Below are 21,170 nucleotides of genomic sequence, written 5' to 3'. Positions count from 1 at the left end.
TTCCTCCTAGGATGGCGGGATGCCTTCGCTCGGCGGACTGATCGCCCCCCGCCGCCTCGGCCGCGACTTCCGCTGGCTGCTCGCGTCGTCGTGGACGAGCAACATCGGCGATGGGATCGCCCTGTCGGCGGCACCGCTGCTCATCGCCTCGCTCACCTCGTCGCCGCTGCTGGTCGCCGCCGGCGCGATGATGCAGTTCCTCCCCTGGCTGCTGTTCGGTCTTCTCGCCGCATCGATCGCCGACCACCATGACCGGCGGCGCCTGGTCATGATCGCCAACGGCTCCCGCGCCGTCGTGGTGACCGGTCTCGTGGTGTTCCTCGCGACCGGCCAGGTGACCGTCTGGATCGTTCTCGCCGCGGCCTTATTGTACGGCACCGCCGAGGTCTTCGCCGACTCCGCCGGCAGCACCCTCCTGCCGATGCTCGTGCGACCCGCCGACCTCGGCGTCGGCAACGCCCGGCTGCAGGCGGGCTTCCTCGTGGGCAATCAGCTCGCCGGGCCCCCGCTGGGTGCGTTCCTGTTCGCCGTCGGCTCGTTCTGGCCGTTCCTCGTGCAGATCCTCTGCGTGAGCCTGGCGGTCGTGCTCATCGCCCGGATCGCGCACACGCCCGTCCCACCGAAGTCGGCTCCCGTCGGCGGCGCGAAGGTGCACCCGATCCGCGAGGGGCTGCAGTGGCTGCGCGGCAACGCGCCGGTGCGCACCCTCGTGCTGATCATCCTCGTCTTCAACGTGACGTGGGCCGCGCCGTGGGGCATCCTCGTGCTCTACGCGACCGAGCATCTCGGCATGGGCGCGGTGGGGTTCGGCGCTCTCACGACGGCGTCGGCGATCGGCGGACTCGTGGGCACGTTCTCGTTCGGCTGGCTCGAACGTCACGTGTCGTTCGCGACGCTCATGCGCGTGTGCCTCACGCTCGAGGTGTTCATGCACCTCGGCTTCGCGCTCACCACGTCACCCGCGATCGCGTTCGCGATCATGTTCGGCTTCGGCGCCTACGCGTTCATCTGGGGCACGATCTCCACGACCGTGCGCCAGCGCCTCGTTCCGCTGGAGCTGCAGGGGCGCATCGCGTCGGTGAACATGGTGGGCGTGTTCGGCGGATTGGTCATCGGCCAGTTCCTCGGCGGTCTCATCGCACAGACCTGGGGCCTCACGGCGCCGTGGTGGTTCGCCTTCGGCGGCTCCGCCGTCACGCTGGTGCTCGTGTGGCGCTCGATCTCCCACATCGCGGCGGCCCGGCCGGTCATCGGCGACGACGCCGCCAGCCCGGAGACGCCGGGCCACCCCGCGGATCAGTCGAACGAGCCGTAGACGGCGAGGGTGTTCGACGCCAGCTGAGCGCAGAGCTCGTCGAGGTCGGCGCCGAGCTCCTCGGCGAGGAAGCGCACCGTGACGGGGATCAGGTAAGGCGCGTTGGGACGGCCCCGGTGCGGAGTGGGCGTCAGGAACGGGGCATCTGTCTCGACGAGGATGCGCTCCCGCGGCGTGACGGCGAGGGCGTCGCGCAGATTCTGCGCGTTCTTGAACGTGACGTTGCCGGCGAAGCTCAGGTAGCACCCTGCGTCGGCGGCGATGCGCGCCATGTCGGCGTCTCCCGAGAAGCAGTGGAACACCGTGCGATCGGGGGCGCCCACGCGGGTCAGGGTCTCGAGCACGGCGTCGTGCGCATCGCGGTCGTGGATCTGCATCGCGATGCCGTGCTTCTTGGCCAGAGCGATGTGGGCTTCGAAGCTCTCGTGCTGGGCCGGGATGCCGTCGGCCTCGGTGCGGAAGAAGTCGAGGCCCGTCTCGCCGATCGCCCGTACCCGAGGCTGAGCCGCGAGTTCGTCGATCACGGCGATCGCCTCGTCGAGACGCCCTGCCGCGGCGTACGCCGGAGCTTCGTTGGGGTGGATCGCGACCGCCGCGAGCACCCGCGGGTGGGATGCCGCGGCCCAGGCCGACCAGCGACTCGAGTCGATGTCGCCGCCGGCTTGGACGACGCCGATCACGCCGACGTCCGCGGCGCGGTCGAGCTGGTCGCCGAGCGAGAGCGGCTCGTCGCCGTCTTCGATCTCGAGGTGCGCGTGATTGTCGTAGACGGGCACGGCGAGCGGCTCAGGAGCCGCCGGCCACCGGACGTCGCCGCGCCCCTCCTGCGTCCGCGCGCGGACGTACTGGCTCGGGTCGGTCATACACTCTGCTCGACGCGCGGGAACAGCGGTGCGAGGCCGTTGACCGACGTGCCGGGTGCGAGCACGCCCCACGCCCCCGCCTCGCGCAGCGGCTGGTCGGTGAGACGTCCGAGACTCTCGGCTGCGCCGAGCGCGATCCACAGCTTCTCGGTCGCCACCGGCATGACAGGCGACAGCAGCACGGCGAGCGCACGCAGCCCCTCGGCGGCCGTGTAGAGAACGGTCCCGAGGCGCGCACGCTGCGCGTCGTCCTTCGCGAGCGTCCAGGGCGCGTTCTCGGTGATGTAGAGGTTGAGGTCGTCCACGATCGTCCAGATCGCGTCGATCGCCTCGTCGATGCGGAAGCGCTCGATCGCGGCATCCGCGGCGGCGGCGGCATCCGCCACGATCTTCTGCACGCCGAGATCGCGCTCGGTGTAGTCCGCGGGCGGCGGCACGACCCCCTCGAAGTACCGCTCGATCATGGCCGTCGTGCGCGAGGCCAGGTTGCCGAACCCGTTCGCGAGCTCGGCCTGATAGCGCGCCGAGAGGTCCTCCCACGAGAAGGAGCCGTCCTGGCCGAACGCGATCGCGGAGAGGAAGTAGAAGCGGTACGCGTCGGAGCCGAAGACGTCGGTGATCTCGGTCGGCGCGATGCCGGTGAGCTTCGACTTCGACATCTTCTCGCCGCCGACGAGCAGCCAGCCGTGCGCGAAGACACCGCGTGGCACCTCCACACCCGCAGCCATCAGCATCGCGGGCCAGATCACCGCGTGGAAGCGGAGGATGTCCTTCCCGACGACGTGGTACGCCGGCCAGCGACGGGCGAACTCCTCGTCATCCGATCCGTAGCCCACCGCCGTCGCGTAGTTGAGGAGCGCGTCGACCCACACGTAGATGACGTGCGAGGGATCCCACGGCACGTCGATGCCCCAGTCGAACGTCGACCGCGAGATCGAGAGGTCCTTGAGGCCGTTCTTCACGAACGACATGACCTCGTTGCGGGCGGACTCCGGGCGGATGAAGTCGGGCTGGTCGCGGTAGAGCTTCAGCAGCGGCTCCTGGAACTCGCTGAGCTTGAAGAAGTAGTTCTTCTCCTGCAGCAGCTCCAGCGGCTTCGAGTGGATCGCGCAGACCTTCAGGCCCTCGAACGGGCCCTCCCCGTCGAGGATCTCGGACTCGGTCTTGAACTCCTCGCAGCCGACGCAGTACAGCGCCTCGAACTCGCCCGCGTAGATGTAGCCGCGGTCGTAGATCGCCTGCACGAACTTCTTCACCCGCTCCTCGTGACGCTCCTGCGTCGTGCGGATGAAGTCGTCGTTGGCGACGTCGAGGGTCTTCAGGAGCGGGAACCACGCCTCACCCACGAGACGGTCGACCCACTCCTGCGGGGCGACGCCGTTCGCCGAGGCGGCGCGCAGCATCTTCTGGCCGTGCTCGTCGGTGCCGGTCAGCATCCACGTGTCGTCTCCGGACTGGCGGTGCCAGCGCGCGAGCGTGTCGACGGCCACGGTCGTATACCCGTGGCCGATGTGGGGCACGTCGCTCGGGTAGTAGATCGGCGTCGTGATGTAGAAGGAACGGCCGGAAGTCACTCGTGAATTCTAGTTGGGCCAGATGCCGCGCCGATCCGTGTTACCCCTTGGCGGCGAGAGCGGCCTGGTAGAGCTCGCGGGACGAGTGGCGCGTGAGCCCCGACACCTCGGAGGCGGCGTCCTTGAGCCGGGTGCCCGACCGCACGAGCTCGAGCACCTGGGTCACGGCGTCGGGGAACGCGACGTCGCGCGCCGCCGCGCCGCCCACCACGATGACGACCTCGCCTCGCACTCCGGGCCCGGCCCACGCCACGAGCTCGGCGAGCGTCCCGCGGGCGACCTCTTCGTGCAGCTTCGTCAGCTCACGGCAGACCGCAGCGCGACGGTCGTCGCCGAACGCGGTCGCCATGGAGGCGAGCGTGGTGGCCACGCGGGACGGAGCCTCGAAGAACACCATCGTGCGCGGCTCAGCCGACAGCGACCCGAGCCACGCGGCGCGCTCGCCGGGCTTGCGCGGCACGAATCCCTCGAAGGAGAAGCGGTCGGTGGGAAGTCCCGCGACGGCGAGCGCCGTGACGACGGCGCTCGGCCCGGGGATCGCCGTGATGAGCACGCCCGCCTCGGCCGCCGCTGCCACGAGGCCGTAGCCCGGATCCGACACGGTGGGCATCCCGGCATCCGACAGCACGAGCAGGTCGGTGGTGCGCGCGAGCTCGACGAGGTCGGCCGCCCGCTCCTTCTCGTTGTGATCGTGCAGCGCGATCAGGCGCGGCCTGTTCGTCACGCCGAGCGCGCCGAGCAGCCGGATCGTCGTACGCGTGTCCTCCGCCGCGATGACGGTGGCGGACTCGAGCGCTTCGACGAGCCGTCGGGAGGCGTCGCCCAGATTGCCGATGGGCGTCGCCGCGAGGATGATCACGGGGCCAGCCTAGACACTGCGTCCAGGGGATCCCCCCTCCGGAGTGTCTAGGCTGGTCGCCGTGACGACGACCGCCGAGCCGCTGCTCCCTCCCACGCGCGCGTCGCTCTACGACCGCTGGCTCGGCCGCCTCGCCGCCGACCCGGTGCTCGCCCGCCGCTGGGGATGGCTCGCGCCCCTGCTCGTGACGGCGCTCGCAGGCATCCTGCGGCTGTGGAACCTCGGGCATCCGCACGAACTCGTGTTCGACGAGACGTACTACGTGAAGGATGCCTGGAGCCAGTGGAACCTCGGGTACCCCGCGACGTGGCCCGAAGGCGCGGACGAGCGCTTCGAGGCCGGCGAGACCGACATCTTCGACACGGCGGGGAGTTTCGTCGTGCACCCGCCGCTCGGGAAATGGCTCATCGGCCTGGGCATGTGGGTGTTCGGAGCCGACTCGTCGTTCGGCTGGCGTGTCTCGGTCGCCGTCTTCGGCACGGCGACGGTCCTGGTGCTGTACTGCGTCGCCAAGGCGCTCTCCGGATCGATCGCCTTCGCGTCGATCGCGTCGGGTCTGCTGGCGATCGACGGTCTCGCCATCGTGATGAGCCGTGTCGCGATCCTCGACATCTTCGTCGCCTTCTTCACCCTGGTGACGTTCTGGTTCGTCCTGCTCGACCGCCGCAGCCACATCGCGCGGCTCGAGGCCGGGATCCTGGCTCGTACGGTGGATGACACACCGCCGAACTGGGGCCCTCTGCTCTGGAATCGACCGTGGATCGTCGCTGCGGGCCTCGCCGCGGGTGCGACGACGGCCGTCAAGTGGTCGGGTCTGTATGTGATCGTCGCCGTGGGGCTGTACCTCGTGGTGACCGACGCCCTCACCCGACGGCGCGCCGGTGTGGTCATGTGGCCGCTCGATGGGCTGCGTCAGGGCCTGGCGGCCGCGGTGCTCGCCGTGCCGGCCGCGTTGGCGGTCTACCTCGCGTCGTGGACCGGATGGCTCGTCACGAGCGCCGGTTACGGGAGGGGAACGGCCGCCACCCTCGGAGACTCGCTGGCGAGCCTGTGGAAGTACCACGAGGCGATGTACGGATTCCACGTGGGCCTGACCAGCGCGCACAGCTACGCGAGCCCCGCGTGGCAGTGGCCGCTGCTCGTGCGCCCGACGTCGATGTTCTACCACTCGGACGAGCTCGGTGAGGCAGGATGCGCGGCCGCGAACGGCTGCGTGCAGAACATCTACTCGATGCCGAACCCGCTGATCTGGTACGCCGCCGTCGCTGCGTGCATCTACCTCGCCTGGCGGTTCGTCGTCGCGCGGGACTGGCGTCACGCCTTCGTCCTCACGGGGATCGCCGCGACGTACGTGCCGTGGCTGCTGTACCCGGAGCGCACGATCTTCCAGTTCTACACCGTGGCGATCCTGCCGTTCATGCTTCTGGCGCTCGCGTTCGCTCTGAGGGACATCGCCTCCGGAGCGCCCGGCTCGAGCGCGACGCGACGGATGTCGGGGCAGCGCGTCGTGCTCGTCTTCCTCGCGTTCGCGGTCGTGCTGTCGGCGTTCTGGTACCCCGTGCTCACGGCCACCCCGGTCCCCTATGACTTCTGGCGGCTGCACAACTGGCTGCAGAGCTGGGTCTGAGGCGTCGAGGGGCCCTCACGCGCGCTCGGACTCACCGAGAATCGGCACAGAATCGACGAAACACGCGGCTTGGATTCGTCGGAGGACGCCGAGGCATCCTAAGCTTGTCCCAGGATCGACCTCGGAGTCTTCTGTCGCACAGGGTGTCCCCAGCACCTCGTGCCGTCCCCAGCGGTCGTGCGATTCACCGATTGTGTCGATCCGGGTCGCTCCCGGACGCGTCATCTGCAACGTGACGCGTCCGGGGCGACTTCCGCAATTGCGGAGAAGTGAATGGCCCCAGGCCCTTCCCCAGTGGCCCTTCCGGCGGCAGATCTTCCCCAAGATCCCCAGTGCCACCAGCAGTTCCGAGTACGAACATAGCTTGTCCCCCACATGGCGGACAACACGACTCGCTCGGTCTTGAGCTAATCCTGAGATTTCTCTTTTCGGATCGCCGAACTCAGGGCTCGATCGACAGCTCGGCCGCCTCGCCGACCGGCACCCGGCAGGAGAACTGCCGGCAGTCGTAGGCTGTCGCGCGCTCATGCCGGAGGGCTTTCCCGTCGAACAGGGCGAAGCCGCTCACAGAGAACTCCTCCGCCTGGGCCGGCGTCACCCGCACGACGACGTCCGCCCGGATGTCGCGGCTGATCGCCGCGAGCGGCGACTCCGCGTCGACGGCGACGACGACGACCTGCCGGGGCGGGGTCACGAGCCCGGCCGCGACGCCGAGCAGCGCACCGTGGGCGATCGGCTGCGCGAGGGCCGCCGCAGCGTGCGCTGCGACGAGGCGCTCGGCGAGGGCACGGAAGTCCTCCCCCGCGCCGAGGAGCCAGAGGGCGACCGCCGCCTCCGCGATCGCCGATGGGCCCGACGGCTCATCGCCGTCGGACGCGGCATCCGGGGCCCCGATGGCCTGGACGGCCAGCACGGCATCGCCGCCCCCGGGCACGCCGACGGTGCCGTCGTCGTCGATGCACGCACGGACGAGTTCGCGCGCACGCACCGCATACGCGGGCTCGCCGGACGCGATCGCCAGGGCGACCAGGCCCGCCGCGAGCTGCCCGTAATCGGCGAGCGTCGCGCGGGCGCGAGAGGGGATCTCGTCGAGCGAGGCCCGCAGCAGCATCCCGTCGGGCTGCACGTTCACCTCGAGCACGGCATCCGCCGCCCTGCGCGCGGCGTCGATCCAGCGCGGTTCGTTCCTGCGCGCTCCCGCACGTGCGAGGGCGCCGATCGCGAGACCGTTCCACCCCGTCACGATCTTGCCGTCGATCGCGGGAGGATCAAGCTCGATGCGCTCCGCGGCACCCCGTGCGTAGTAGCCGCCTTCGCTGCGCGCGCCGGCGATCCACGACTCGGAGTCCTGTGCGGCGGCGAACCCTCCGCTCGGCTGCTGCATCACGTCGACGAGGAACCCCGCGACACCCTGCGCGGTCGCCTGATCACCCGATTCCCGCGCGACGTCGAGCAGCAGGGCGTTGTCGGTCAGCATCCGCTCGTAGTGCGGCACGGACCAGTCGCGCTGCGTCGCGTAGCGGAAGAACCCGCCCTCGACGGGGTCGCGAAGCTCCGAGGCCGCCATCGCGGCGAGCGCACGGTCGGCGACGGCCGCGGCATCCGGGGCATCGGTCCGCAGGGCCTGCAGGAAGCGCAGCGCCGTCGCGATCGGGAACTTGGGTGCGTCGCCGAAGCCGCCGTGCTGCGGGTCCTCCCGGGCGGCGAGGGATGCGGCGGCATCGACGAGGTCGCCGAGCGCGACCACTCGTCCCCCCGCCCGAGGCTTCGCACCGACGTCGGCGAGCGCGTCGCGGATCGCGTCGGCCGTGCCGTCGACCTGCGCGCGGCGCTCTTCCCACGCCGTGCGGACGGCGCCGAGCACCTGCCGGAACGACGGCAGACCGGCGCGCGGTTCGGGCGGGAAGTACGTTCCGGCGTAGAACGGCCCGCCGTCGGGGGTCGTGAAGACCGTCAACGGCCAGCCGAGGTGCGGCGTGAAGGCGGCGGCTGCCGCCATGTAGGCCGCGTCGACGTCGGGATGCTCCTCCCTGTCGACCTTGACCGCGACGAATCCGGCGTCGAGCTCGGCCGCGGTCGCGGCATCCTGGAACGACTCCCGCGCCATGACGTGGCACCAATGGCACGTCGAATAGCCGATCGACACCATCACCGGCACGTCGCGCCGCCGCGCCTCGGCGAATGCCTCCTCGCCCCACGGGAACCACGCGACGGGGTTGTCGGCGTGGGCCCGAAGGTACGGGCTCGCCGTGGCGGCGAGGCGCTCGTTCACGACGGGGTCAGTTCACCTCGTCGGGGTGCGCGCTGACGCGCCCGGAGCCGTCGGCCGGGTCGAGAGCGTCGATCGCGTCGATCTCGGCGTCGGAGAGCTCGAAGTCGAAGATGTCGAGGTTCTCCTCGAGGCGGGCGCGCTGCACCGACTTGGGGAACACGATGTTGCCGTGCTGGATGTGCCAGCGGAGCACCACCTGCGCAGGGGTCTTGCCGTGGGCGGCCGAGGCGTCCGCGACCGGCGCCGTGCCGAACAGGTCGTACTTGCCCTGGCCGAGCGGGCCCCATGCCTCGATGCGCACGTCGTGGGCCGCGGCCCAGTCGGCGATGTCGACCTGCATGTGCGCCGGATGCAGTTCGATCTGGTCGACCGCGGGCACGACCTGCGTCTCGGCGACGATGCGCTCCAGATGCGGCACGAGGAAGTTCGACACGCCGATGCTGCGGGTGAGTCCGGCATCGCGCAGCTCGATGAGCTTCTCCCACGCGTGCACGTAGTTGTCGTGCGCGGGGGTGGGCCAGTGCACGAGGTAGAGGTCGACCTGCGCGAGACCGAGCTTGTCGAGGCTCTCGGCGATCGCGGCATCCGGATCGTCGCCGTCGTGGCGGTCGTTCCACAGCTTGGTCGTGATGAAGAGGTCTTCGCGGGCGAGGCCGCTGCGCGAGATCGCCGCGCCAACGCCCTCCTCGTTACCGTAGATGGCGGCCGTGTCGATGTGACGGTAGCCGAGTTCGAACGCCTCGCTGACGGCGCGCTCGGTGTCGGTCGGCGGCACCTTGAAGACGCCGTAGCCGAGCTGCGGAATGGAGTGGCCGTCGTTGAGTTCGATGTGGGGAATCGCCATGCATCCAGCCTAGGGTCGTGCGGGCACTCGCGGGCGGGCATCGACAGGAGTACGGTTGTGTGGTCAGACCACATGAGAGGACACCGTCCGTGCTGTCGATCGAACGCGCGCTCGCCGGGCAGGCGGAGGCCGCCGCACACAAGGCCGACGGACTGCGCACCCCGGCGCGGTTCGCCGCATCCGGCATCCTGGCCGGCGTCTACATCGGGGTCGGCGTCGTGCTCATGGTGAGCACCGCGGGGCCGCTGCTCGCCGCCGGCACCGGCATGCACAAGCTCGTCAGCGGACTCGTGTTCGGAGCCGCCCTCACGATCGTCGTGTTCGCCGGCGCCGAGCTGGTGACGTCGTCGATGATGACCCTCCCCCAGGGCGTCGCGATGCGCGCCGTGCGTCCGGGGCGCGCCGCGGGCGCGCTGGCGTTCACGTTCGTCGCCAACCTCGTGGGCTCGGCGATCTTCGGCGGCCTGATCGCGATGTCCGGCGTGCTCCACGCCAATGCGGCCGCAGGAGACATGCTGAGCGACATGCTCGCCGCGAAGGCGCACGAGTCGCCGGCCGAACTCCTCGTGCGCGGCATCCTGTGCAATGTGCTGGTGTGCGTCGCGATCTGGATGTGCGCGCGGCTCACGTCGGACGGACCGAAGATCGCCGTGATCCTCCTCGCGATCCTCGCGTTCATCGCATCGGGCTTCGAGCACGTCGTCGCGAACATGACGACCTATTCGATCGGGTTGTTCACCGGCTCCCCCGACGCCACATGGCTGCTGTTCGGCGGCAATCTCCTCTGGGTCGGACTGGGCAACCTGGTGGGCGGCGCGCTCGTCGGCGTCGCCTACTGGTTCATCGGCGGTTCGCCCCGGGCGGCGGGGGCCGCGGCGCGGGATGAGCAGGCGCTGGCGGAGTCCGCGCGCTGAGTGGAGGCGGACGGCGGCGGAGGCACCGGCCAGACCCGGAACAGCCCTGCGTCGGGATCGGCGGCTATGGGCGCGGTCTTCTGCGCACCGCGCGCGCCGCGGCGATAGGGGCGACCTGGGCCTTTGACGGGCACCGGCTTCGTCAGTGCCCAGAATGGCGGAGCGGCGAGGGGGTCGTGCTCGCATCCGCGCTCCGAGTTCCAGCCGACCCTGCGATCGAGCTTCATCCGCAGGTCGGCGACGGCATGCTCGAGTTCCTCCACGCCGTCGGTGAGCAGGAAGTACCACCGGAACTGCAACTCCGCGCGGACGTTCACGAGGCGTGCATCGCGCAGAACGCGAAGGTGCTTCGAGACTGCCGTCCTGCTGATGCGGAACTCGCTCCCGATGAGCTCGGCGATCTGACCCGACGTGTGCTCGCCGCTCGCCAGCACATCGACGATGCGACGGCGGACGGGCTCTGCGAGCGCTTCGAACGGATGCATGCCGAGAACCTAGACCGCGCCTCCGACACTCACCGGACGCTCCGGCGGGCCTCCCGACGGCGGTGTCGTCAGAAGTCGACCCCTCGATTTCCTCAATGAACTTCGCGCTCACACACCCGGCACGGGCGTCGGATCCCTCAATGAACTTCACGCTCACACACCCGGCACGGGCGTCGGATCCCGCGATGAACTTCACGCTCACACACCCGGGCACAGGCCTCGGATCCCGCGATGAACTTCACGCTCACACACCCGGGCACAGGCGTCGGATTCCGCGATGAACTTCACGCTCACACACCGGGTGTCGAGACGGGGTGCTCCGGCCGGGACGCGGGCGCTCTGTTCGTGCCATCCGCGCCCCGTCATGGCGTGTGAGCGCGAAGTTCAACAGTGAAATCGAGACCATCGAAACCCTGGACGACGCAGCGGCGACCTCGGCCGGGAGTCCCACCTCACCCCGGGATACGATGGAAGGCTATGTCCGCGCTCGAGCCCGTCATCTCGTTCCCGCCGGAGCTGCCCGTCAGCGCCGCGCGAGACGACATCGCGCGCGCCATCCGTGACAACCAGGTCGTCATCGTCGCGGGGGCCACGGGCTCCGGCAAGACGACGCAGCTGCCCAAGATCTGCCTCGAGCTCGGCCGCACGCGCATCGCGCACACGCAGCCGCGCCGCATCGCCGCGCGCACCATCGCCGAGCGCATCGCCGAAGAGCTCCAGGTGCCGCTCGGCGGCGTCGTGGGCTACAAGGTGCGCTTCACCGACAAGGTGTCGGAAGACACCCGCATCGCGCTGCTCACCGACGGCATCCTGCTCAACGAGATCCACCGCGACCGCCTCCTCCGGCGGTACGACACGATCATCATCGACGAAGCACACGAGCGATCGCTCAACGTCGACTTCCTGATCGGGTATCTGACTCGCATCCTGCCCAGACGACCCGACCTCAAGGTCATCGTCACGAGCGCGACGATCGATCCCGAGAGCTTCGCGAAGCACTTCGCGGATGCCGCAGGCCGCCCCGCGCCCATCATCGAGGTGTCGGGTCGCACGTTCCCGGTGGAAGTGCGCTACCGGGCGCCGATCGATCGAGACGAGAACGCCGGGGAGTCCGACGACGTCGATGCCATCACCGCGGCCCTCCGCGAACTCGACCGCGAACCCGCCGGCGACGTGCTCGTGTTCCTCCCCGGCGAGGCCGAGATCCGCGATGCGGCGGATGCCGTGCGCGGCATGTACGCGAAGGATGCGGCCCCCACGGAGGTCCTGCCCCTCTACGGCCGCCTGAGCTCCGCCGAGCAGCACCGGGTGTTCGAGCGCTCGACCGTGCCGGGCGTGCGGCGTCGCGTCATCCTCGCGACCAACGTCGCCGAGACGAGCCTGACGGTTCCCGGCATCCGGTACGTCATCGACACCGGCACCGCCCGCATCTCGCGGTACAGCAACCGGACGAAGATCCAGCAGCTTCCGATCGAGGCGGTGTCGCAGGCGTCCGCCCAGCAGCGCTCGGGCCGCGCCGGGCGCACGGCGCCGGGCATCGCGATCCGCCTGTACGGCGAAGACGACTTCGCGTCCCGCGACGAGTTCACCGAGCCCGAGATCCTCCGCACGAGCCTCGCGTCGGTCATCCTGCAGATGCTGTCGCTCGGCTTCGGCGACATCTCCACGTTCCCCTTCCTCACCCCGCCGGACTCCCGAGGAGTCAAGGCCGCGTTCGAGCTGCTCGTCGAGCTCGGCGCCGTGCGGCAGGAGCGCGACACCTCGACGCGCTCGGAGACCGGTCGCCTCACCGACCTGGGCCGCGAGATCTCGCGTCTTCCGATCGATCCGCGATTCGCGCGCATGCTGCTCGAGGCCCGCCGCACCGGTGTGCTGACCGATGTTCTGGCGATCGTGGCGGGGATGTCGATCCAGGACGTGCGCGAGCGCCCGGAGGACCGCCGAGAAGAGGCCGATCGCTCGCATGCGCGCTTCACCGATCCGACGAGCGACTTCCTCACACTGCTGAATCTGTGGAACCACCTGCAGGAGAAGCAGTCCGAGCTCGGTTCGAGCGCGTTCCGCCGACTCTGCCGCTCCGAGTACTTGAATTATGTGCGGGTGCGCGAATGGGTCGACGTGCACCGGCAGCTCTCGTCGCTCATCGGCGCCGGTCGGAAGAAGGTCCAGGATGCCGCGGCCGACCCCGACGAGATCCACAAGGCGATCCTCTCCGGGCTGCTGTCGCACATCGGCATCCTCGACGAGCGAGCTCCGAGCGGCGCTTCCGCTCGCGGGCAGGGCGCACCGAGCACCCGTCCCGCTCCGGCGGCGGCGACGTACCTGGGTGCGCGCGGCGCTCGTTTCGCGATCTTCCCCGGCTCGGGGCTGAAGAAGAAGCGTCCGAGCGCCGTCATGGCCGCGGAGCTCGTCGAGACGAGCCGCCTGTTCGCCCGCACCGTCGCCGCCGTCGACCCGGCGTGGGCGGAGGCGCTCGCCGGCGACCTCGCCAAGCGCCGATTGAGCGAGCCGCACTGGTCGAAGGACGCCGGCGCCGCGTCCGCGTACGAGAAGGTCACGCTCTTCGGCGTCGAGATCATCCCGCGCCGACGCGTGCAGCTCGCGCGATTCGATCGTCCGCTCGCCCGCGAGATGTTCCTGCGGCATGCCCTCGTCGAGGGCGACTGGAGCAGCGCGCACCTCGACAAGCGCCTCACGGCCTTCGAGCGACGCAACCTCGAGCTGCGCCGACGGCTGGAGAAGGTGGAGGAACGCGAGCGCCGACGCGACATCCTCGTCGGCGACGAAGCCGTGTACACGTTCTACGACGCCCGCATCCCGCGCGACGTCGTCGACGCCCGATCGTTCGAAGCCTGGTGGAAGGATGCCTCGCCGCGCACGCCGCGCCTGCTCGACATGACCGAGGCGGATCTGGTCGACGAGGCCTCCCGCGGCGACGAGCGCGACTTCCCCGCTCGGTGGCTGCAGGGCGACCAGGTGCTCACACTCGCCTACCGCTTCGAACCCGGCGCAGCCGATGACGGCGTGACGGCGATCGTCCCCCTCGCCCTCCTCGCGCAGCTGCGGCCCGACGGGTTCGACTGGCAGGTGCCGGGCATGCGGGACGAGCTCATCGCGGGACTCATCCGCGCGCTTCCGAAGGCGATCCGCCGGCACGTCGTGCCCGCGGCCGACTGGGCGACCAAGCTCGCCGCCGAGATCGCCGACGCCGGGCCCGAATCGCACGACGGAATTCCGCCCCTCACTCTGCGCGATGCGCTCGCCGCCCGCATCCAGCGCGTCGCCGGGCAGCCGGTGTCGGCCGCCGACTTCGATCTCGACCGCGTGCCGCCGCACCTGCGCATCTCCTTCCGCGCCGTCGACGAGCGCGGTCGCGCCGTGGGATCCGACCGTGACCTGGTGGCTCTGCAGAACCGGCTCGAGGAGCGCTCCCGGTCGGCGGTGTCGCGGTCGCTCAGCACCGACCGGTCCCCGAACTCACCCAAGGGCGTCCCGCCTCGGCCCCGAGCCGACGCGCCCGACGCCGCCGAGCCCGCGTTCCGCGACGCGTCGGGCCTCACCTCGTGGACGTTCGGCCCGCTCGCCGAGGTCGTCGACACGAAGGTCGCGGGCGGCATCGTGCGCGGATACCCCGCGCTCGTCGACGACGGCGACGCGGTGTCGCTGCGCATCGAGGCGACGCCGGAGGCCGCCGCCGCGCGCAGCCGAGCCGGTGTGCGCCGACTCGTGCTGCTGTCGACCCCGTCGCCTGCGACCTACGTGCTGGAGCACCTCACCTCCACCGAGAAGCTCGCCCTCGCGACATCGCCGTATCCCTCGGCGCGTGCTCTGGTGGAGGACGCGCGGGTCACGGTGGCGGATGCCGTCATCGCCCGCATCGCGCCGACCGGCGTCGTGCGCACGCCGGAGGAGTTCGCGCAGGTCCGCGATGCATTCGCGTCGGCCGTCGTCGACGAGACCTTCCGGACGGTGTCGCTCGCGGCCCGCATCCTGATCCTCGCCCGCGACGCGGACCGCGCGCTCCGCGGCCAGAACGCGCTCACGCTCCTCGGTGCGCTGAACGACGTCAAGAGTCAGCTGGCAGGACTGGTCTTCCCCGGATTCCTCGCGCGCACCGGCAGCGCGCGCCTGGCGCATCTCCCCCGCTACCTCCAGGGCGCTCTCGACCGACTGCAGTCGCTGGGCGACAACCCGGGCCGTGACCGCCAGCGCATGACCGAGTACGAGCGCGCCGCCAGCCTCTACGCGGACGCTGGCGGCGTCGTCCCGCTCCCCGGCGACGCTCCGCCGACGATCGCGCATGCGCGCTGGCTGCTCGAGGAATACCGTGTGAGCCTGTTCGCGCAGCGACTCGGCACCGCCGAGCAGGTGTCGCTCCAGCGCATCCAGAAGGCACTCGCGTCCTGACGCGTGCGTCTGCGCACATCCGCCGTGCACGGATGGCCGCCGTCGATCGCGTCTCCCGGGGAATAGTCGTCGCCGCTGCGGGGGTTTGCCCGAGCATGAGCAACGCGATCGTGTACACCGAGTTCGGCGGGCCCGAGGTCCTCCGCGAGATCGAGATCACCCTCCCGCCCGTCGGCGACGGAGAGGTCGCCGTCCGCATCGAGGCGGCCGGCGTGAACCCCATCGACTGGAAGCTGCGGTCGGGGCTGCGCCCCTCGGGCGACATCGACGAGCCGCGACGCGTCGGGGCGGATGCCGCGGGCGTCGTGACCGCCGTCGGCGGCGACGTCGACGGATTCCGTGTGGGCGACGAGGTCGTCGTCTTCGGAGCACAGGGCGCGTACGCCAGCGACATGGTCCTGCCGATCGCGCAGGTCCAGCCGCGTCCGTCGCACGTGTCGGCCGCGCAGGGCGCCGCGCTCGGCATCCCGGTCGCGACCGCGTACCAGGCGCTGCGCTCGCTCGGCGTGCGCGACGGCGACACGCTGCTCGTGCACGGCGGTTCGGGCGCCGTCGGCCAGGCCGCGATCCAGTTCGGCGTCCTCTGGGGCGCCACGGTCATCGCGACCACCTCCGATCGCCGCGCCGACCGCGTGCGCGAGCTCGGCGCCATCCCACTGCCGTACGGCGACGGACTCGTCGAGCGCGTCCGCGCTGCGGCGCCCGACGGCGTGACCGTCATCCTCGACGCCGCCGGCACAGACGAGGCTCTCGATGCCTCGCTCGACCTCCTCGCAGACAGGACCCGCATCGCCACGCTCGTGCGAGGGAAGGACGCCGTCGGGCTGGGCATCCGCGGATTCTCGGGCGGAAGCCCGCATCCGCTCACTCCGCAGCAGCTCGCCTGGCGCGCGGAGGCGATCCCCGTCACGATCGCGCTGCTGGCTTCCGGACGCTTCTCCGTCGAGCTCGGGCCCTCGTTCCCGCTGGCGGAGGCCGGCGAGGCCCAGCGCGTCGTCGAGCAGGGCGTCGACGGCAAGGTGACGCTCCGCCCCTAGCGGGGCGGCGGACGGCGGCGCGCAACAGTTCGACACACGGTTTCCGGCACGCCGGGACGCGCTCCCACAATGGACGCATGTCCGAGCACTGTCCGCCCTCGTCCTCGCACGGCTTCGCGACGGCGCAGGTGCAGGCGGGGTACGTCGCCACCGAGGCGCACAGCCCCGCCATCCCGCCGATCCACCAGTCGAACGCGTTCGAGTTCGCGTCGCTGAGCCAGGCGCGGGCGCGATTCGCCCTGCGCGAGGAGGGCGACATCTACAGCAGGGCGGCCAACCCCACGGTCGCCGTGCTCGAAGCGCGCGTCGCTGCACTCGAGGGCGGCGTCGCCGCGGCGGGAGTCGCGTCGGGTCAGGCCGCCGTCGCGCTCGCACTGCTCGGACTCGCCCGCGCGGGCGATCACATCGTGGCCGCGAACCAGCTCTACGGCGGCACGGTCGATCTGCTCGGCGATACGTTCGCCGGCTGGGGCATCGACGTCTCGTTCGTCGATCAGGACGATCCGGATGCCTGGACCGCCGCCGTCCGCCCCGAGACGAAGGCGTTCTTCGCCGAGTCGGTGTCGAATCCGCTCGCCCAGGTGCTGGACACGCGGCTCGTCGCCGACCTGGCCCACGCGGCGGGGGTTCCGCTCGTGATCGACAATACGGTCGCGACGCCCTACCTGCAGCGCGTGAAGGACCTCGGCGCCGACATCGCCGTGCACTCGGCCACCAAGTTCCTGGGCGGCCACGGTGCCGCGCTCGGCGGCGCGGTGGTCGACCTCGGCACGTTCGACTTCGCCGCCCACCCCGCGCGCTTCCCGCAGCTGTCGGAGGACTACGCGCGCGTCCGCGGCGGGAGTCTCAACGACCGCTTCGGCGCGAAGGCGTACATCACCCTCGTCAAGACGAAGTACTCGCACGATCTCGGCCCCTCGCTGTCGGCCTTCAACGCCTTCCAGCTGCTTCAGGGCATCGAGACGCTCGATCTGCGGATGCAGCGCCACAGCGCCACGGCGCTCGAGGTCGCACGCTTCCTCGATGGGCACGCGGGCGTCGCCCGCGTGCATCACCCTGGTCTCACCACGAGTCCCTGGCACGCGCTCGCCCAGCGTCATCTGCCGCGCGGCGCCGCATCCGTGTTCTCCTTCGACGTGCACTCCACGGGAGACGTCGAGGCCGATTTCGCCCGCGTCGAGCGCTTCATCGCCGCGCTGCGGGTCGTGCGTCTCGTCGCCAACATCGGCGATGCGCGCACCCTCGTCGCGCACCCGGCTTCGATGACGCACAGCCACATGACGCCGGCGCAGCTCGCGGAGTCCGGCATCTCATGGACGACGATCCGGCTGTCGATCGGCCTCGAAGACCCTGCGGACGTCGTGGGAGACCTCGCCCAGGCGCTCGGGGTGCTCGAGCCCGTCGAACGCGAACTGGCGGCGGTCTGACCGCCCCGACGACCGGGCGTGCGCGAACCGGGCGAGCAGGGTGAGTACGCTCGGAGGATGAGCGATTCCCCTTCGAACACCCTGCGCTGGGGCATCCTCGGCCCGGGCAGCATCGCCCGGTCGTTCGCGTCCGACCTGCGCACCGCGGGCCTGCCGTTGACGGCCGTCGGGTCGCGCAGCGCCGACACGGCCCAGGCGTTCGCCGTCGAGTTCGACATCCCTCGCGCCCACGCCTCCTACGGCGACCTCCTCGCCGATCCCGACGTCGACATCGTCTACATCGCGACGCCGCATCCCTTCCACAAGGACCCGGCGATCCTCGCCCTGGAATCCGGCAAGCACGTGCTCATCGAGAAGCCCTTCACGCTCACCGCCGATGAGGCGATCGCCGTCCGCGACGTCGCCGCCGGCAACGGCCTGCTCGCGATGGAGGCCATGTGGACGCGCTACCTGCCGCACATGGTGCGCATCCGCGAGATCCTCGCCGCAGGCACGCTCGGCGACGTGCGCGCCGTGATGGCCGACCACACGCAGCGCATCTCGTCCGATCCGGCGCATCGCCTCAACGCCCTCGAGCTCGGCGGCGGAGCTCTCCTCGACCTCGGCGTCTACCCGATCTCGTTCGCGTGCGACGTGCTGGGCGCGCCGACCTCGATCACATCGCAGGGTCGCCTGGGCGACACGGGCGCCGACACCGAAGTCGCCACGATCATGACGCACGGCTCGGGCGCCCTGTCGACGTCGATCTCGTCGTCCCGCGCGGCCGGACCGAACACGGCCCACATCATCGGCACCGACGCGCGCCTCGACATCGATCAGGTCTGGTACTCCCCGACCTCGTTCCGCGTGACGACCCCCGACGGGGCGGTGCTCGAGGAGTACACGACCCGCATCGACGGCCGCGGAATGCAGTTCCAGGCGATGGAGGCCGCGCGCATCGTCGCCGAGGGCCGCATCGACGGCGACATCCTTCCGATCGACGAATCGATCGCGATCATGCAGACCCTCGACGAGGTGCGCGCCCAGATCGGCGTGCGATACCCCGGAGGAAAGTAGGAGCACCATGGCCGAAACACCCCGCGTCGCCGTCTATCTCGACTTCGACAACATCGTCATGTCGTGGTATGACCGCGTCCACGGCCGCAATTCGTATGCCCGCGACCGACAGAAGATCGTGGAGAACGCCTCCGAGCCCGAAGTCGCCGCGCGCCTGGCCGCCGCGATGATCGACGTCGGCGCCATCATCGACTACGCGGCGTCGTTCGGCACCCTCGTGCTGACGCGGGCCTACGCCGACTGGTCGAGCCCCGTGAACGCGATCTACCGCTCGCAGCTCGTCGCGCGCGCGGTCGACCTCGTGCAGCTGTTCCCCGCCGCGGCGTACGCCAAGAACGGAGCCGACATCCGTCTTGCCGTGGATGCCGTGGAGGACATGTTCCGCCTCCCCGACCTCACGCACGTCGTCATCGTCGCCGGCGACTCCGACTACGTGCCCCTCGCGCAGCGCTGCAAGCGGCTCGGTCGCGTCGTCGTGGGCGTGGGCGTCGCCGGCTCGACCGCCAAGTCGCTGGCGGCCGCGTGCGACCAATTCGACTCGTACGACTCGCTGCCCGGGATCACCCTGCCCGAGCCGGAGAAGAAGGCCGATGCCGCGGCATCCGGAACCGCGCCCCGCGCGCGTCGTCGCAAGCCCGAGGCCGACCCGTCGGCCGAACTCCTCGAGCGCGCCCTCAAGCTCGAGCAGGTGCGCACCGACGAGGAGTGGATGCACCTGTCCGCCGTGAAGAATCTACTCAAGCGCATGGACCCCTCCTTCACCGAGAAGAGCCTCGGGCACCGTTCGTTCTCGGACTTCGTGAAGGCGCACTCCGCCGTCGCCGAGCTCGACGAGTCGACCAACATCGTGCGCGTCAGGCTCGCCCCCGGGCGAGCCTGACGCCGGCACGACTACGCGGCGAACGGGATCGAGCCCACCAGCACGCCCACCAAGAGCATCACGAGCGACACGACCGTCGCGCGCCAGAGCACCTTCTTGTGGTGATCGCCGAGATTCACTCCCGCCAGCGACACCAGAAGCAGGATCGCCGGCACCAGCGGGCTCTGCAGGTGCACCGGCTGGCCGGTGATCGATGCGCGCGCCATCTCGACGGGAGAGATGCCGTACGTGGCTGCGCTCTCGGCGAGGATCGGGAGGATGCCGAAGTAGAACGCATCGTTCGACATGAAGAACGTGAACGGGATCGACAGCACGCCCGTGATGACGGCGAGGTAGGGGCCGAGCGACGAGGGGATCACCGTCGTGATCCACGACGCCATCGCGTCGACCATCCCCGTGCCGTTGAGCACGCCGACCAAAACGCCCGCCGCGAGCACCATCGACACGACCCCCACGATCGAGGGCGCGTGGGCGACGATCTCGTCGGCCTGGCTCTTGAGCTTCGTGAAGTTGACCACCAGGGCGACGGCGGCGCCGACCATGAAGACGTACGGGAGCGGGAACAGGTCGAGCACCAGCAGCACCATCACGGCGAGCGTCAGCACGAGGTTGAACCAGATCAGCTTCGGCCGCAATGTCGATCGGTTGGGGTCGAGCATCGTGTCGGCCATCGCGGTGTCGGCGGTATCGACGAGCGCCTGCGCGGCCACGCCTCCTCGGCCGCCGGCCACCGTGACGATGTTGCCGGTGCGCAGGTTCGCTCGGGCGCCCGGCTTCGCGTCGGATCCGCGGAAGATGCGCGGGCCGCCCAGGAGCCCGTCGGACTTCGTGCCGTCGAGCTTCGTCGTGTCGATCGAGCCCGCGAGGCGACGGCGCTCCGAAAGGCCGAGGAACCACGCGAACGCGAGGGAGACGACGAGACCTGCAGCCAGCGAGGGCAGCATCGGCACGAAGATCGCGGTCGGCTCGATGCCGAGCGCCGTCGCGGCGCGCACCGTCGGCCCACCCCACGGCACGATGTTGAGCGTTCCGTTCATCAGACCGGCGACGCACGTGAGCACGACGGGGCTCATGCCGAGGCGCAGGTAGATCGGCAGCATCGCGGAGGTCGTGATGATGAAGGTCGTCGATCCGTCGCCGTCGAGCGAGACGGCGCCCGCCAGGATGGCCGTTCCGAGCACGACCTTCGCGGGATCGTCGCCCAGCAGCCGGGTGATGACGCGGATGAGCGGATCGAACAGCCCGACGTCGATCATGATGCCGAAGTACATGATCGCGAACATCAGCAGGGCGGCGGTGGGCGCCATGGTGCCGATCGCATCCATGATCATGTCGCCGAGACCGAGCCCGGCGCCGGCGAACAGGCCGAAGATCGTGGGCACGAGGATCAGCGCGACCATGGGCGTGAGTCGCCGCGTCATGATCAGCACCATGAAGGTGAGCACCATCGTGAACCCGAGGAGCACCAGCACGCCCTCGGACGGCACGAACGCCGTGTCGTAGCCCTCTTCGGCGGCTGCCGCGAGCGCCAGTAACATCGCTTCCATCTCGACTCCTTCGTCCAGGGCACACGACGGCGTGTGCGATTCCCGCGAATCTATGCGCGGCGC

The 21,170-nt window shown here is 70.3% G+C and carries 15 protein-coding genes; 8 read left to right on the top strand and 7 right to left on the bottom strand.

Annotated elements, in window-relative coordinates; translation table 11 throughout:
- Window positions 1–19: 19 nt before the first annotated feature.
- Window positions 20–1,315 carry an MFS transporter gene (locus B0B14_RS03810; RefSeq protein ID WP_076680170.1) on the top strand — a complete coding sequence of 432 codons (1,296 nt, stop codon included), beginning with the start codon at window positions 20–22 and terminating at the stop codon, window positions 1,313–1,315.
- On the opposite strand, the gene B0B14_RS03805 is transcribed toward B0B14_RS03810, so the two are convergent.
- Genes B0B14_RS03805 through rsmI form a run of 3 tightly spaced genes read right to left on the bottom strand, consistent with a single transcriptional unit; the run spans window position 1,297 to window position 4,611 of the window.
- Entirely contained in the window at window positions 1,297–2,178 is an 882-nt protein-coding gene (locus tag B0B14_RS03805) for a TatD family hydrolase (protein WP_076680169.1), read from the bottom strand. The genes B0B14_RS03810 and B0B14_RS03805 overlap by 19 nt on opposite strands.
- Window positions 2,175–3,752 (bottom strand): methionine--tRNA ligase, encoded by a 1,578-nt coding sequence (metG, locus tag B0B14_RS03800; RefSeq protein ID WP_076680168.1) that lies wholly within the window; start codon window positions 3,750–3,752, stop codon window positions 2,175–2,177. Before metG ends, B0B14_RS03805 begins: the two co-directional genes overlap by 4 nt.
- Before the next feature lie 40 nt (window positions 3,753–3,792).
- Entirely contained in the window at window positions 3,793–4,611 is an 819-nt protein-coding gene (rsmI, locus tag B0B14_RS03795) for a 16S rRNA (cytidine(1402)-2'-O)-methyltransferase (protein ID WP_076680167.1), read from the bottom strand.
- Window positions 4,612–4,672: 61 nt separating this feature from the next.
- Between rsmI and B0B14_RS03790 the strand changes: the two genes are divergently transcribed.
- The gene (locus B0B14_RS03790; RefSeq protein WP_076680166.1) at window positions 4,673–6,238 is read left to right on the top strand and encodes a dolichyl-phosphate-mannose--protein mannosyltransferase; all 1,566 of its coding nucleotides are present in this window, start codon (window positions 4,673–4,675) and stop codon (window positions 6,236–6,238) included.
- Between the two features lie 442 nt (window positions 6,239–6,680).
- On the opposite strand, the gene B0B14_RS03785 is transcribed toward B0B14_RS03790, so the two are convergent.
- Window positions 6,681–8,510, bottom strand: coding sequence for a thioredoxin domain-containing protein (locus B0B14_RS03785; RefSeq protein WP_076680165.1), 1,830 nt, complete (start codon window positions 8,508–8,510; stop codon window positions 6,681–6,683).
- Window positions 8,511–8,517: 7 nt separating this feature from the next.
- A complete protein-coding gene (locus B0B14_RS03780; protein ID WP_076680164.1) occupies window positions 8,518–9,354 on the bottom strand; it encodes an aldo/keto reductase in 837 nt (278 codons plus the stop codon).
- An 89-nt stretch (window positions 9,355–9,443) separates the two neighbouring features.
- Between B0B14_RS03780 and B0B14_RS03775 the strand changes: the two genes are divergently transcribed.
- Window positions 9,444–10,268, top strand: a complete 825-nt coding sequence (locus B0B14_RS03775) for a formate/nitrite transporter family protein (RefSeq protein WP_076680163.1) — start codon at window positions 9,444–9,446, stop codon at window positions 10,266–10,268.
- On the opposite strand, the gene B0B14_RS03770 is transcribed toward B0B14_RS03775, so the two are convergent.
- Window positions 10,187–10,753 (bottom strand): ArsR/SmtB family transcription factor, encoded by a 567-nt coding sequence (locus B0B14_RS03770; RefSeq protein ID WP_076680162.1) that lies wholly within the window; start codon window positions 10,751–10,753, stop codon window positions 10,187–10,189. The genes B0B14_RS03775 and B0B14_RS03770 overlap by 82 nt on opposite strands.
- A gap of 477 nt (window positions 10,754–11,230) precedes the next feature.
- Here B0B14_RS03770 and hrpA point away from each other — a divergent pair, with 477 nt between their 5' ends.
- The 5 genes from hrpA (at window position 11,231) to B0B14_RS03745 (ending at window position 19,560) form a co-directional block, all read left to right on the top strand.
- Entirely contained in the window at window positions 11,231–15,160 is a 3,930-nt protein-coding gene (gene hrpA, locus B0B14_RS03765) for an ATP-dependent RNA helicase HrpA (protein ID WP_076680161.1), read from the top strand.
- Window positions 15,161–15,255: 95 nt separating this feature from the next.
- A complete protein-coding gene (locus tag B0B14_RS03760; RefSeq protein WP_083710318.1) occupies window positions 15,256–16,197 on the top strand; it encodes a quinone oxidoreductase family protein in 942 nt (313 codons plus the stop codon).
- Between the two features lie 77 nt (window positions 16,198–16,274).
- Window positions 16,275–17,624 carry an O-acetylhomoserine aminocarboxypropyltransferase/cysteine synthase family protein gene (locus B0B14_RS03755; RefSeq protein WP_076680160.1) on the top strand — a complete coding sequence of 450 codons (1,350 nt, stop codon included), beginning with the start codon at window positions 16,275–16,277 and terminating at the stop codon, window positions 17,622–17,624.
- A gap of 57 nt (window positions 17,625–17,681) precedes the next feature.
- Window positions 17,682–18,680 (top strand): Gfo/Idh/MocA family protein, encoded by a 999-nt coding sequence (locus tag B0B14_RS03750; protein ID WP_076680159.1) that lies wholly within the window; start codon window positions 17,682–17,684, stop codon window positions 18,678–18,680.
- A gap of 7 nt (window positions 18,681–18,687) precedes the next feature.
- The gene (locus tag B0B14_RS03745; protein WP_076680158.1) at window positions 18,688–19,560 is read left to right on the top strand and encodes an NYN domain-containing protein; all 873 of its coding nucleotides are present in this window, start codon (window positions 18,688–18,690) and stop codon (window positions 19,558–19,560) included.
- Window positions 19,561–19,571: 11 nt separating this feature from the next.
- Here B0B14_RS03745 and B0B14_RS03740 read toward each other — a convergent pair whose 3' ends face one another.
- The gene (locus B0B14_RS03740) at window positions 19,572–21,107 is read right to left on the bottom strand and encodes a CitMHS family transporter (protein WP_143733612.1); all 1,536 of its coding nucleotides are present in this window, start codon (window positions 21,105–21,107) and stop codon (window positions 19,572–19,574) included.
- Window positions 21,108–21,170 lie beyond the last annotated feature (63 nt).

Source organism: Microbacterium sp. RU33B (genome assembly GCF_900155915.1).
Classification (GTDB): Bacteria; Actinomycetota; Actinomycetes; order Actinomycetales; family Microbacteriaceae; genus Microbacterium.
Note: the sequence above shows the minus strand (reverse complement) of the source record. Positions and strands in the feature narration are given on the sequence as shown.

What these genes read in the sequence shown, in the direction of transcription:
- B0B14_RS03810 (WP_076680170.1), top strand. Translation starts at nt 20, where the DNA reads ATGCCTTCGCTCGGCGGACTGATCGCCCCCCGCCGCCTCGGCCGCGAC.
- B0B14_RS03805 (WP_076680169.1), bottom strand. Translation starts at nt 2,178, where the DNA reads ATGACCGACCCGAGCCAGTACGTCCGCGCGCGGACGCAGGAGGGGCGC.
- B0B14_RS03780 (WP_076680164.1), bottom strand. Translation starts at nt 9,354, where the DNA reads ATGGCGATTCCCCACATCGAACTCAACGACGGCCACTCCATTCCGCAG.
- B0B14_RS03770 (WP_076680162.1), bottom strand. Translation starts at nt 10,753, where the DNA reads ATGCATCCGTTCGAAGCGCTCGCAGAGCCCGTCCGCCGTCGCATCGTC.
- hrpA (WP_076680161.1), top strand. Translation starts at nt 11,231, where the DNA reads ATGTCCGCGCTCGAGCCCGTCATCTCGTTCCCGCCGGAGCTGCCCGTC.
- B0B14_RS03760 (WP_083710318.1), top strand. Translation starts at nt 15,256, where the DNA reads ATGAGCAACGCGATCGTGTACACCGAGTTCGGCGGGCCCGAGGTCCTC.
- B0B14_RS03755 (WP_076680160.1), top strand. Translation starts at nt 16,275, where the DNA reads ATGTCCGAGCACTGTCCGCCCTCGTCCTCGCACGGCTTCGCGACGGCG.
- B0B14_RS03750 (WP_076680159.1), top strand. Translation starts at nt 17,682, where the DNA reads ATGAGCGATTCCCCTTCGAACACCCTGCGCTGGGGCATCCTCGGCCCG.
- B0B14_RS03745 (WP_076680158.1), top strand. Translation starts at nt 18,688, where the DNA reads ATGGCCGAAACACCCCGCGTCGCCGTCTATCTCGACTTCGACAACATC.
- B0B14_RS03740 (WP_143733612.1), bottom strand. Translation starts at nt 21,107, where the DNA reads ATGGAAGCGATGTTACTGGCGCTCGCGGCAGCCGCCGAAGAGGGCTAC.